General features: G+C 54.0%; 13 protein-coding genes and 1 pseudogene. 9 read left to right on the top strand and 5 right to left on the bottom strand.

Annotation, left to right across the window (positions count from 1 at the left end; all coding sequences use genetic code 11):
* Positions 1-490 precede the first annotated feature (490 nt).
* The 6 genes and pseudogenes from DQ405_RS28440 to DQ405_RS04395 form a co-directional block, all read left to right on the top strand.
* Positions 491-745, top strand: a pseudogene (locus DQ405_RS28440) (hypothetical protein); the annotation flags it as partial.
* A gap of 45 nt (positions 746-790) precedes the next feature.
* Positions 791-1,321, top strand: a complete 531-nt coding sequence (locus DQ405_RS28435; RefSeq protein ID WP_414718132.1) for a type I restriction enzyme subunit R domain-containing protein — start codon at positions 791-793, stop codon at positions 1,319-1,321.
* Positions 1,318-1,470, top strand: a complete 153-nt coding sequence (locus DQ405_RS04410) for a hypothetical protein (protein WP_158525228.1) — start codon at positions 1,318-1,320, stop codon at positions 1,468-1,470. The genes DQ405_RS28435 and DQ405_RS04410 overlap by 4 nt, the downstream gene beginning before the upstream one ends.
* A complete protein-coding gene (locus DQ405_RS04405) occupies positions 1,460-2,176 on the top strand; it encodes a M48 family metallopeptidase (RefSeq protein ID WP_041014172.1) in 717 nt (238 codons plus the stop codon). The genes DQ405_RS04410 and DQ405_RS04405 overlap by 11 nt, the downstream gene beginning before the upstream one ends.
* Positions 2,177-2,291: 115 nt before the next feature.
* Complete coding sequence (locus DQ405_RS04400) at positions 2,292-2,873, top strand: lecithin retinol acyltransferase family protein (protein WP_158525229.1); 582 nt, start codon at positions 2,292-2,294, stop codon at positions 2,871-2,873.
* Between the two features lie 142 nt (positions 2,874-3,015).
* On the top strand, positions 3,016-3,423 hold the full coding sequence (locus DQ405_RS04395; RefSeq protein WP_041014173.1) for a hypothetical protein: 408 nt from the start codon (positions 3,016-3,018) through the stop codon (positions 3,421-3,423).
* Positions 3,424-3,651: 228 nt separating this feature from the next.
* Here DQ405_RS04395 and DQ405_RS04390 read toward each other — a convergent pair whose 3' ends face one another.
* Together DQ405_RS04390 and DQ405_RS27170 are read right to left on the bottom strand one after the other, a co-directional pair.
* A complete protein-coding gene (locus DQ405_RS04390; RefSeq protein ID WP_238144094.1) occupies positions 3,652-3,888 on the bottom strand; it encodes an antitoxin Xre/MbcA/ParS toxin-binding domain-containing protein in 237 nt (78 codons plus the stop codon).
* 42 nt (positions 3,889-3,930) lie between these two features.
* Positions 3,931-4,380 (bottom strand): hypothetical protein, encoded by a 450-nt coding sequence (locus tag DQ405_RS27170; protein ID WP_041014174.1) that lies wholly within the window; start codon positions 4,378-4,380, stop codon positions 3,931-3,933.
* 85 nt (positions 4,381-4,465) lie between these two features.
* Here DQ405_RS27170 and DQ405_RS04375 point away from each other — a divergent pair, with 85 nt between their 5' ends.
* The 3 genes from DQ405_RS04375 (at position 4,466) to umuC (ending at position 6,756) form a co-directional block, all read left to right on the top strand.
* Positions 4,466-4,960, top strand: a complete 495-nt coding sequence (locus DQ405_RS04375; RefSeq protein ID WP_052462855.1) for a hypothetical protein — start codon at positions 4,466-4,468, stop codon at positions 4,958-4,960.
* 84 nt (positions 4,961-5,044) lie between these two features.
* A complete protein-coding gene (locus DQ405_RS04370; protein ID WP_041014175.1) occupies positions 5,045-5,485 on the top strand; it encodes a LexA family protein in 441 nt (146 codons plus the stop codon).
* Positions 5,482-6,756: a translesion error-prone DNA polymerase V subunit UmuC gene (gene umuC / locus DQ405_RS04365; protein WP_168423112.1), complete on the top strand. Its 1,275-nt coding sequence runs from the start codon at positions 5,482-5,484 to the stop codon at positions 6,754-6,756. Before DQ405_RS04370 ends, umuC begins: the two co-directional genes overlap by 4 nt.
* Positions 6,757-7,007: 251 nt before the next feature.
* On the opposite strand, the gene DQ405_RS04360 is transcribed toward umuC, so the two are convergent.
* The 3 genes from DQ405_RS04360 to DQ405_RS04350 form a co-directional block, all read right to left on the bottom strand.
* A complete protein-coding gene (locus DQ405_RS04360; RefSeq protein ID WP_168423111.1) occupies positions 7,008-11,189 on the bottom strand; it encodes an AAA domain-containing protein in 4,182 nt (1,393 codons plus the stop codon).
* A gap of 38 nt (positions 11,190-11,227) precedes the next feature.
* Positions 11,228-11,596 carry a hypothetical protein gene (locus tag DQ405_RS04355; protein WP_168423110.1) on the bottom strand — a complete coding sequence of 123 codons (369 nt, stop codon included), beginning with the start codon at positions 11,594-11,596 and terminating at the stop codon, positions 11,228-11,230.
* An 88-nt stretch (positions 11,597-11,684) separates the two neighbouring features.
* Positions 11,685-11,897, bottom strand: a complete 213-nt coding sequence (locus DQ405_RS04350) for a hypothetical protein (protein WP_168423109.1) — start codon at positions 11,895-11,897, stop codon at positions 11,685-11,687.
* Positions 11,898-11,922: the final 25 nt, after the last annotated feature.

Here is an 11,922-nt window from a genome sequence, read left to right as displayed (position 1 = left end):
GGCTTTGAAAGGTACCAGGCCAAGGCCTTCCCCGAGAAAGCACCGCTATACGCACAGCAGAACTTCTACGCCGCTACTCTCACCGATACGGCATACAAGAATCAGCCGAAGTTCGATGCTTTCCGCAAGGCGCAGCAGCTAAGGAAGAAGTGCCAGAGTCGTTTGATGACAGATTCTTTGACCGTGTTGCCTGGCAAGTCGGCGAGACCTCACAGTTGCTTGGCGATGCACTCCGCAAAAAGCTAGGGATCTACACGCTGGAGACCGGCTCGCTAGCCGCCCATCATGAGTATTTCCGTACGATTGCACGCGGATTAGCTGAGGAAGACTCGCTAAGACCAATGCTGCTGGAGATGCTCCTTCAAACGCTTGAAGCTGATGGCTCTTATGAGGGGACAAGGCCTTGCCCTGAGGAGCTAATCCAAGTGATCGCAGGCATCAGCCAGCAGGCTGGAGGGCGCTCTTACTACGACCCCCTCACCGCACTCAGTCCGGCGAGCTGCACAAAGCCATGAAGATGATTCTGCCCAATGCGGTGTTTATCGGCTTTACCGGTACGCCACTGCTCAAGGCCGACAAGCAGAAGAGCATCGAGGTGTTTGGCCGCTACATTCACACCTACAAATTCAACGAAGCCGTGGCTGATGGCGTGGTGCTAGACCTGCGCTACGAGGCTCGCGACATTGACCAGAACATCACCTCCCAGAAGAAGATTGATCAGTGGTTCGATGCCGAAACCAAGGCGTTGAATGATCTGGCCAAGGCTCAGCTTAAACAGCGCTGGGGCACCATGCAGAAGGTGCTGTCGAGCCAGTCGCGGCTTGAGAAGATCGTCGCCGATATCATGCTGGATATGGCCATCAAGCCGCGCTTAGCCGATGGCCGAGGCAACGCAATGCTGGTGACAAGCAGCATCTTCGAGGCCTGCAAGTGCTATGAGCTCTTCAGCAAACTGGGTATGGGTGATAAATGCGCCATCGTCACCAGCTATAAGCCATCTCCCGCTGACATCAAAGGCGAAGCAACCGGCCAAGGGCTGACCGAGAAGCTGCGCCAGTATGAAATTTACAATCAGATGCTGGGCGACAAAGACCCGGAAACTTTCGAGAAAGAGGTTAAGCAGCGCTTTATCAAAGAGCCGGGGCAGATGCGCCTGCTTATCGTGGTGGACAAGCTGCTGACCGGTTTCGACGCGCCGTCCGCTACCTACTTGTATATAGATAAACAAATGCGCGACCACGGTCTGTTTCAGGCTATCTGCCGGGTCAATCGCCTGCCGTGCTGGATAGCCGGCAGGATGACTGGCGTAGCAATGCCATGAAGATCAAGCGCGTACGTCTGGCGATCAAGCATGTGCTGGATCAGTGGGGTAAGGACGCCGCTGGGGCCTCGGGTGACAGTTCTGCAGGGCAGGACAACGAGCGGCTGGATGCCTTGCTGGAACTGGTCAAGCATCAGCATGAATACTGAGTCGCGCAACATTACGGTAAGCGGTTTGACAGTAGAGGTCGTCCGCAAGCCGATCAAAAACCTGCACTTGGGTGTGTACCCGCCGCAAGGGCGCATACGCGTGGCAGCTCCACTGGCCGTAGATGACGAAGCTGTACGTCTGGCCGTGGTGGGTAAGCTGGGATGGATCAAGCGGCAGCGGGCAAAATTCCAAGCCCAGCCCAGGCAATCCCAACGGCGCATGGTCAGTGGCGAAAGCCATTACTTCCTGGGGCAGCGCTATCGCCTGCGCGTTCACGAAACTACAGGTGCGCTGCGCATCGCCCTGCGCGGCAAAGCCACCATGGATCTGTTTGCTCGCCCCAATACCAGTACAGAGCGTCGCACAAAGGTTCTGCACGACTTCTACCGTGCAGAGCTGAGGCGCCTGCTGCCGGAGTTACTGGAAAAATGGCAGGCGAAGCTAGGGGTTGAAGTGCGCACGTGGGGCATCAAGCGGATGAAGACCAAATGGGGCACCTGCAACATCGAAGCCCGCCGTATCTGGCTCAATCTAGAGCTGGCTAAGAAGCCTGTGCAGTGTCTGGAATACATCCTGGTGCACGAGCTGACGCATCTGCTGGAACGCCATCACAACGAGCATTTTACCGGGTTGCTGGATCGCCATTTGCCGCAATGGCGAACGCTACGTGAGGAGCTAAATGGATCGGTTCTTACAGATTACTAGACGGATAGCTGTGCAGAATCTCTTATATGGACAGCTATTCTTGCCCTTTAATTAGTGGCAAGAAATAAATAGCATGACGTTGCGGTGTAACCAGAGGCTAGGAGAGGCCGAGCAATTGACAGGTATCATCAAGTTTCTATTATCTTCCGGAATCAGTTCGACGCAAATAACAAACAGGTCGACGCCCTATAGTTTGTATAAGCTATTTAAAGCCAAAGATAGTCAATGTCGTAGTGGATTTAGAGCTTTTGTAGATGAAGTTGCAGGCAGGCAGCCACTCCTTACGCCAGGATGTATTGTTGCATGTGATCTTATGGGAGGTATTGCTGATCACTCAGGGATCTATATTGGGAGGCGTAGAATAATTGAAAAGGACGGCACGGGACAAATAAAAAGAGTCTCGCTGCATGATTTCATGAGCTCGTCGCCGTTGCGCTCGGGAATTAACTTATTTGTAGCCTGTAGAAATGGAAAGCCGATTCGCAGGACTGAAATTAGTAAGCGAGCAAAGGAAATGGAGGGTGCAGGTCGAAAATACGACCTCTTAATAGACAACTGCCATAAGCTGACAGCTTACTGTGCCACCGGGAAAGTTGGCGAAAAAGATAATATATGGACTTTTGAAAGACTAGTCGATGCTCTTGAGGAAGAGTTTGGTGCAATTGAATGGAAGTCTGTTAGCTATAGAAATATATAGATGGCCTGCTTTATAGTCTTCTGGCTCAGCCCTCATTCCTTATAGCTGACAGCGAATAGACAGAGATAATAAGTGCGTCTTTGGAATTATCCGTTAGCATCTTTAATCAGCGCGTCATCAAAAAAACTCGGAGAAGAGCACAATGAGTGACAGTCTTCAATACGACGACTTCGACATTCGAAGATCAAGCAAGGCTTACATTGAGGCTGAAGAGCATTATATAGTTATTCATAACGGAACTGTGTATCTCCGTGTCGTTGGCCAAGAGGGCGCATACGCCGTCATGACAGCCACATCTGGTGAGGATATGGCCCCCGGCGCTGCCTACAGCGATCAGCAAGCTCTGAACGACGCCGCACGCGGGGTAGCGAAACTAGTTGGCTGCGTTCCAGAGCTCAAATATGATTATCACCATCGCCCCTACGTAAAAATTTGCGAATGCGAGTACTTGTCTGACGTATATCGTGCCGCTGCCGGACTTTTTCAGCTGTTGGCGGCGAGTCAGTCACAATCAAATCGGGTCTCAGCCACCCCTAGCAACCATGCTTGATATACGGACGTAATTCGCACACTTTTTAGATGGTTTCTCCACCGTCGGGTGCTTTCAGCCACATCGGGGGGCAATGTCTATCGCGTCAAGCGTCTGCTTCCGGCCGACAGTCGCCTATCTAATACACAGCTCGAAAATTATGGCCGTCAGCTTGTCTTAGCAACCGTGGCAGAACCCCAGTGACGATGCACTCGAAAAGGTACATTCCAGCAAGGCGTAGCCCTGAACTTAGGTAAACACACCATCCTGGAGCCGTCCTATTAGATCTAGGACTAAACGAAGCTCTGCATGGTTATTTGTCATATTCATGGGCTTGCGGCCATTCAGCGCCTTGGCAGGTTTGTTTAGCCAGTCAGTCGCGCTTTGCTCATCACCGGCAAATAGATCTGTTGCTGCCTTTCTGAGCTCTATCTCTATCTCTAGCGCTGATCTAACCATCATGAATCCCGCCTTAAGCATTTCCATCAGACAATGCAGCGCAAACGATAGCTAACGAGGTAGCACAACTCAGCTGAAAGTAGCACCGCTCAGCACCGTCAGCAGTGGCCATCGATCATGGATCCACTCATATTCGGCAGGTGGCGTCGTAGTCACGACATATACCCTTCGCTGCTCCCCTTCGCCAATGACCAGGCACTCTAGCGCGTATCCCGCCGGCACATCGAACCAGTGCGATGTCCGATTCTTCTCTCCCGGCCGACCTTCCTTCTCCATATACCTCTGTACCATGCCGAACCCACGGCGGGGTCTGTATTTCTCCCAGCCGCCAGATTGCACGGTGCTGAGCTTTGCCCAGCCGCCCTGTGGGCCGGTTCCTGGCTCCTCCTTTCTCCGTCCCCAATGAATCCAATCGAGCTGGCCGCTTTCCTCAAGCAGCACCGGCATGGCTGCCTTCGGATTGGGAAAATAGATCTTCCAGACCTTATCGGCCTCACGGGCCTCTACGCCTCCGCACATGCTTATTACCTCACACTGCTAACGCTGCCTTATGTTCTAGACTCTGCTCGCCAGGAAGGCATTCCCTCTCGAATGGAGTTCGAAGATGCGGTATCTCCCATACATCGCGATTGCCCTCGCTTCCTCTCTGCTCTCTGCTTCCGCCACGCTCTGGTACGCAGCGCCGATAACTGCCGAATCCTTTCACTCCGTCACACGTCCTCCGCTGAAGGTTGAGCATCAAGACGGGATCCTGCTGATTTGGGGGGGCTGGGAAACTACGAAGGGATACCAAGCCCCAGGTATCAACGCAGTAGAGATCCGTTGTGATACAGCCAGCTCCCGCTGCATCGAAGCCTATGCCTCGATCTTGCATCACACCGAGGGAGAGGATCTCGAAGCGCAGGTATTCGACTACGTGGTGCAAAACTGGACAGAAACCGAAATGCTTGCGGTGGCCGGGCAAGCGATGGGGTGTTTAGATCGGCGATTGATCGTTGATTTGGTTGCTCAGCAGGCTCGCCTGGAATGGAGTCCCAGCGCGGAAGCGGGCTGCGAAGGCGACATAGGTGCCGCTGTCCTAGGTGGAGACCCGTTGTAGATCCAGCCGCTTGTCCACCCTGATTGACCTCTCACAACGCTTCGCGAATACTGTTTACATATACAGTATTCTTTGGATGTTGCGATGTCATCTCTTTCGATACTGGCCCGGTGCGAACGTCTGCGCGAGCGTCTTCTCACCGATGTGGCCAACGGTCTGCGTATCACTGGCTTTCAGTCACCCGCCGAAGACGAAAAGGAGGATGGGCTTTCTCTCGACCTCCTCACCGGCCTGGGGGCGCCCCACGTTTGGGCTGTGCAAGTGCTGGACGATAGTTTGGTCGGCTTCGGCATATTCCGTGGTGATCGGCTGATCGTGAACCGTGCGGCCACTCACCTGGACGAAAGGCTGGTGGTGGTAGACCTTGCTGGAGACTACCGCGTGCGCCTTGTTCAGCGTGACTTGTTGGGGGGCCGCTGGCTGAAGGCAGCCGATCCTATCGTCCCGGACGTGCAGCTGGACGGCGAAGAGATCATCGAGGTTTGGGGTGTCGTGACCTGGGTGGTGAGTCGTGTGGCGATATGAGCGTACCGCCGAGAGTATTCGCGCTTATAGATTGCAACTCGTTTTACTGCAGCTGTGAGCGCATCTGTCAGCCGGAACTCAAACGTAAGCCAGTCGTAGTGCTATCCAACAATGACGGCTGCGTAATTGCTCGCACAGCCGAAGCCAAGGAGCTTGGTATTGGCATGGGTGCCCCCTACTACCAAGTGCGCGAGCAGATGCGCCGACAAGGAGTGGTGGCACGCTCCAGTAACTACACCCTCTATGCAGACATCAGCAATCGGGTAATGCGTGTGATGGCTGAGATGCTGCCAGGCATTGAGGTTTACTCTATCGATGAGGCTTGGGGCGACATGACCGGAGTTGCCGATCCAGCTGAGCTAGGCCGAAGCATTCGCAACCGTCTAGCCCATGAAATTGGGATGCCGGTCGGAGTAGGCATCAGCACCACCAAGACCTTGGCCAAGCTCGCGAATTGGGCAGCGAAGAAATGGAAGGCCACTGGTGGAGTGCTCGATCTGACCGACCCTGTCCGTCAAGAGAAATTGCTCCGGTTGGCGCCGGTGTCAGAGGTGTGGGGCGTGGGGCACCGCTCGGCTGCCAAGCTATCAGCTCTGAACATTTCTACCGCTTGGGAACTGGCTCAGTTCGATATCGGCACATTGCGAAAGTCCTTCGGTGTGACCATGGAGCGCACGGCGCGTGAACTTCGTGGTGTGAGCTGTATTGGCTTCAATGACGGCCCCCCGCCTAAGGAAGCCATCTGCTCGAGCAAGATGTTTGGAGCGCGTCAGAAAGATTTGCCGCCGATTCGGGAAGCACTAGCTGCCTACGTGGCTCGAGCAGCCGAAAAGCTGCGCGCCCAGAACTCGCTGTGTAGCACTATCCAAGTAGGGCTCCAGACCCAGCTGGCTGATCGCAATGGGCCACGTTACGCTGATGCCATCACCTTGGCCCTACCCACCCCAACAGACGATACCCGCGAAATTTTGGCTATGGCCCAGCGGGGCTTAGGGCAGATCTACCGTCCCGGCTACCTATTCTCCAAGTGTTCCATCTTGCTCATGAATTTAAGTCAACGCGGCGAGCTGACACCGGATCTATTTGCACCCAAACCACGCGATGGTGCCGAGCGGCTGATGGCAGTTATTGACCAGATTAACCGGAGAGAAGGAAGAGATACTGTGCGTATTGGGCGAGTGCCTGCGACGCCAGTTTGGGCTATGCGTCGGGAAATGCTAAGCCAGCGGTACACCACACGCTGGGATGAAATTATTGGTGTGCGAGGCTAGGTCATCGAGCTGGGGATCGGGCATAGACACTTCTCTTTCGAGCTTGTCGCCTCCCTTGCGATGGTGGCTGCCGGCTTGTCACTGGCCGTTCGCCAAACACGTCCAGGCCCTGCCGGTTCAGAAGAGCCTGACCAAGCCTCACCACAACGTCAGACATGGAATTCGCCTCACTTGCATAACTCGGTCTCATCCGGCTCATGCCGGGTAAATTCCTTTTGCTCACGGTCGTGATTGCTCAGAGTTTGTCTCCGTCAAGCATTGGATACCCCGCTGTTGCCGACTCGCTGCCCTGACGGATCATTAAAATGTTGCTCATCAAGCTCGCCACTATCGGCGCCATCAAGACTCGACTCTGTCCAAGTACGCAGTTCTACCAACGCAGGCAGCTTGTCCAATGCACCGGTGGGTTCAATACCAAGCTCCGCCAAGCGCTGGAGCAACTCGTCAAATATTTCTTCCTTATGCATGCTCCAGGACGAAGCGAAGCATCGCCAGAACGTCCATCCTGCGCGCTCGAGGATTCGCTGACGATTCATATCTGCTTCCCAACGATCCGGCCCATGGAAGGCGTCACCATCGCACTCGATAGCCAACCTATTATCGTTAGCGCCCTCTACCACCATATCGAGACGAAACGCACCGCTCTTCACTTGAGGGATAACGCGGAAACCGCGCTCGACAAGTCGGCTAAATACCTGCTCTTCAAAACCAGACTCACAAAGCTTTATCAATCCGTCCGGTTCAACCTGTTGATCGATGAGAGGCTTGCTGAAGTACTCCAGCAATGTGCACCGAAGGTCTTTAGGCGACAAATGCTCTAATGTCACAGACCGCACCAGATACATGCGGTCACGTGCGCGGCTCGCTGCCACGTTGAATCGTTGCTCCGCGCCAACACCCGACAACGGATGGCAGTTCTCTTGATCCGCTACCAGAGAGATGAAGATGATGTCGCGTTCGCTCCCCTGAAACGTACCCGCGTCTCCACATAAAAACTCACGGGCATGGAGCTCGGTGGCCGAACAACGTTCGCGCACGAGTGTGTCGATGTGCTTCGCTTGCTCCATGCCACCGAGCAGGGTTACCACACCGATTGTTCGATTTGCGTATTTCTCGTCGCTGATCAAAGCCTGAATTTCTTCAGCAATAGCCTGCGCTTCGAGCGCATTGCATCCTTTTTTGTTGCGAACCCCATCTTTCACATAGATGTCTACCAGCGGCGGTTCAAGCCTCTCGGACGGGCGAGGAATTCGCAGGGGCTGGATCGCCCCGTTATAGAACCGATTGGAGTAGGTGATGATTGGGGGCACACATCGGAAGTGCTCACGTAGCATGACCATCTGACCGGCAAATACTCTTGCCGCCAAGTCATACAGGGACTTGTCCGGCGTCATATCAGCGCCATAGGGTTGATCGCTTAAGTAGCGACTACGAAGCTCCCCGATACGCTTGCTCGATTTAAACCCGCCGTCTGGGGATACTTGTTTGTCATCCCCAACCACCAGTACCTTTTTGGCCCGGACGATGGCAGGAAGAGCCCATAGATCAGATTGGCTCGCCTCATCGACGATCACCAAATCGAAAGCACCAATATCTGCGGGCATCGATTCGGATACTTTGGCGTGACTCATGATCCAGCACGGTACGGCACCAGCCGCGTCCTGCATGCACTGCTGAGCGTCCCGACGATACCTTTCGGCATTCGGCCCTGTACCTTGACCAATCTTGCGCACTGCAGTCGAGTAACCAGCCAATGCCTGAAGTACCATCGGACTCGCGTTACTTTTGGTCGACAACCAAGCAGCACGGCTAACTACGTCCCGATACATCCTCGCTAGCCCCGACTCCAAATCGCTACGTTTGGCATTGAGCGCTACGAGCTCATGACGGGCCTCAATAGTTTCTAAGTGAGATCGGATTCGCGCATGCTGCCAAGCCTCCTTCCACGAAGACGGCATAGCGGTATCTTCCCCGCCATCTGGCACGGTTTCGGTCAGCACTCTTTGTGCTATTTTCTCGCCGCCAGCCATCCTCAACTGCTCTGCGCCGGCACGAACTTGGTTAGATAAATCAGCCAACCCTTCGATGCGATGCAGCTCAGCAAGAAGGTCGCTGTACGAAGTGACTAGTTGCTGAGTTTCCTGCTCCACATTACCCAGCTGCGCCTGAATGAAGGTGCGGAATTTCGCAGTGATCGGCCCGCCATGGTTCGCTATCTTAGCTTGGAGTATCGCCAGCGATGACATGGCCATATTCAAATCCAAACGCATCAGATGGTGGCGCACTTGATCACGAAACGCCTTTAACTCGGGCAGTTTCATCTGATGTAAGTGTGGTGGCTCATCCTTGAAAACGTGGCTGCAGAGCCCCATGACACGGTCGTTCAATCGGCTACACAGCTCGATAGCAATCTGCACAGTGGTGATAGTCAACTCAAGGTGGCGGAGATGAGCGATACCGCCTTGAAGTTTCGGAATATCCAGCAGCTCTGCAACCGGATTCCAACGAGATGTAAAGGTCTTCACATCTTGATGGAGCTGAAGGTATTCCGAGACAACGCCCCAATGCTCCGCAGTTTTGGGCGCAGAACCGTTTATTCTTATCAGACTGATGTTTGCTTTGGCTTCAGACGCTCCAAAGCTCATCAGGCCAAACGGCTTGCCAGATTTTGCTGCCCGTCCGATTGCTGTCGCAGTCTTCTCGCAATCTAACCCGGCCTGGGGAAACTCAACACTGTTTTCCAGCAGCTCCTTACGACGTTGCACCAGTTGCTGGGCACCGACAAGCATACTGGTCAGCACTGCCACCTCACTGTCGAAGCGCTTGCTGAATATCTTCGTTCGTAATTGAGATGACCATGCCACTTCGCTCTCGCCACCTTCGTGAAGCGCAACAAGCCCTTCCAGGCATGTATCAAGCTCAGCGTCCAATGCCCTTGCGGCAGCTAACACCGTATCGTCGTTCGATCTCAAAGCAAGGATGCCACCTTGATCAAAAGTTTGATCAAGAGCTTTCAGTTGGCAGAGTGAAGCGTGTAGTTTTCCGAGCTCTTCAATAGTTGGCAGCTGCGTAGAATCAGGAATGCTTGCAGTCACGTATACAAGGTCATCACCAAGTTCTCGGCGAGCCTCGCGGAGGGCTTTCCCGATTTCAGCATCAAAAGGCGCAGCGTGCTCGTCGGCTAGTGAGAGCTCATCATCAAACCAGTGATATTCGCTTCCACTTTCCATCAACAAGTTAGCAAGCTGCTCCGCTCGATACCGGACGCCATCTACTTGGATCTCGGTCAGCTGTTCGAGCGCAATCTCATTGACTCGACGATCGAGGCGTACGAGCTCGGAATGTGCAAGGTCTATTGACTGGTGCAGACGTTGAATTTCTGCGCGCGCCAAGGCGGGGGAGATTTGCGAGACCTGGTGCTGGATCGCCTCTATGGATCCTTGAAATTGTCGAATGCCTTCGCGGTCGTTAGTGAGTAGCGCCACCGTTAACGGTCGTACTTCTGCTGGGATTTTGGCCTGCAAGACCTTCAATGCTTGCTCACCGCGCGAGGTCACCAGAACCCGCTTACCTGTTGCTAGGTAGTGACAGATGATATTTGCGATAGTGTGCGTCTTCCCAGTTCCAGGAGGGCCCTGAACGGCTACGCCAGCTGAATGCTCAAGGCGCTGAACGATGGTCACCTGTTCATCGTTATAGGGAAGCGGAAAATAGAGCTCTTTAGGTTCGACCGTGGATCCACCCGTGCTTCGGCTAGACAACCCCCGAAAGATCACACTCTCACAGTCCACAGCGAAAGGGGACGGCGGAGTGACGAGTGCCAGAGGGCCTATTGGTATTTCTGCACAGACTTGGAGATTTTCACGAATCCTACGTAAATCGTTGATCAGCCAATTACTTGGCTTTGGCCGGGAGAACATGACCCAAGTGTCAGTGACCTGAAAAACCTCGCCTGCCTCGGGAATAGCTTGGCCAGAGGCCATGCACTGGATGTACTGACCGCGACTATCCAAATTACGAGCGGCAAGCTTCAGCACATCAGAGAAGCTGGAGGGCATAAACGGATTCATAGGTGAATCCGCGTTAAGTGTCAGATGGTCTCGAATGGATTTCTCACATTTACTCGCGCCAGGTATGCCCGCATTGACCATCGCATCGAATTCGATCTGCGGATGCGTGGCACGCGGACGCACCTCAAGAGCCATCGTTGACTCATTGAGACTAATGTCGGTGGCTTGAGTCAGCAAAGGGTAGTGAAAAGGTTGAGGGCCTTGGTCGATAGTGAGCATCCACGTACTAACACCAACCCCCCATACCAACTCGCGGGCAGCCTTACCTGTCTCCATCTCTTGCATGAGCGCAAAGAGATCGCCGTACAGGTCGATAGTCTTGCGACGGGGCTTCTCAACCTCAGCCCACAAATCCCACTGCACAAGGTACTCCGCAAGAGCTGCTCCAGCAGCATCACGGACTAGCTTCTCAACCTGCGCAGGTCTTCTTCGGGATCGCTATCTTTGCGCTCGCTAATACGCTGAAGCAGCGCTTGCTCGTTGATGGCCGGTGCTTTTCTTGGATTTTCGCTGAGCTTAATAAGCTCGTGATATTCCCCTTCAGAAGGCCTGGGGCTGCGAGTTTCCTCCAAGCGATCAATCTGAAGCCAGATACTATCCCCTGGGAGTTGTTGATCGAAGTGCAGCCCTGGAAGCACTGAGAGAAAATCGGGCGTGAAGACCTCATTTTTCGGGCTTGAAAGCTGATAGCGAGAAGGCTCTAGCTCCTTCAGGCTCTCTTCCGCATAGTCGAACAATCGGCAGAGGAGCTGGCTAGGCGTCCGTTGCATGTCACTCTCCCCTCTAGACTTAACGCGCGGGCACTACGCGCTAGATGATCTTGATAAGAATGCCACATCGGCCCGAGGCTGGCTGCCCCTAAAGACGTTTCATTTCCAGATGGGACAGACAACCGGGATCGGTAACCTGTTCGCGGATCTCTTCCGGATCAATGGACATCCTTCCACCCTCATGGACATGGAGCGTCTTGAGCGAGTTTACGGCGGCTATGAAATCTCGCTCCTGCTGCTGCACCCATGCCGGGCGTTTATCGGGGAAGAGCCGAAGCGATAGCCTTCTGATCCAAGACATCTGTACCTCCTCATGAGACGTTCTC

The organism is Pseudomonas sp. SST3, from assembly GCF_003325755.1.
This window is presented reverse-complemented; position numbering and strand designations above follow the sequence as displayed.

Excerpts from the sequence above, each read along its gene's own strand:
- DQ405_RS28435 (WP_414718132.1), top strand. The coding sequence starts at position 791 with ATGCAGAAGGTGCTGTCGAGCCAGTCGCGGCTTGAGAAGATCGTCGCC.
- DQ405_RS04410 (WP_158525228.1), top strand. The coding sequence starts at position 1,318 with ATGAAGATCAAGCGCGTACGTCTGGCGATCAAGCATGTGCTGGATCAG.
- DQ405_RS04405 (WP_041014172.1), top strand. The coding sequence starts at position 1,460 with ATGAATACTGAGTCGCGCAACATTACGGTAAGCGGTTTGACAGTAGAG.
- DQ405_RS04395 (WP_041014173.1), top strand. The coding sequence starts at position 3,016 with ATGAGTGACAGTCTTCAATACGACGACTTCGACATTCGAAGATCAAGC.
- DQ405_RS04390 (WP_238144094.1), bottom strand. The coding sequence starts at position 3,888 with ATGGAAATGCTTAAGGCGGGATTCATGATGGTTAGATCAGCGCTAGAG.
- DQ405_RS27170 (WP_041014174.1), bottom strand. The coding sequence starts at position 4,380 with ATGTGCGGAGGCGTAGAGGCCCGTGAGGCCGATAAGGTCTGGAAGATC.
- DQ405_RS04375 (WP_052462855.1), top strand. The coding sequence starts at position 4,466 with ATGCGGTATCTCCCATACATCGCGATTGCCCTCGCTTCCTCTCTGCTC.
- DQ405_RS04370 (WP_041014175.1), top strand. The coding sequence starts at position 5,045 with ATGTCATCTCTTTCGATACTGGCCCGGTGCGAACGTCTGCGCGAGCGT.
- umuC (WP_168423112.1), top strand. The coding sequence starts at position 5,482 with ATGAGCGTACCGCCGAGAGTATTCGCGCTTATAGATTGCAACTCGTTT.
- DQ405_RS04355 (WP_168423110.1), bottom strand. The coding sequence starts at position 11,596 with ATGCAACGGACGCCTAGCCAGCTCCTCTGCCGATTGTTCGACTATGCG.
- DQ405_RS04350 (WP_168423109.1), bottom strand. The coding sequence starts at position 11,897 with ATGTCTTGGATCAGAAGGCTATCGCTTCGGCTCTTCCCCGATAAACGC.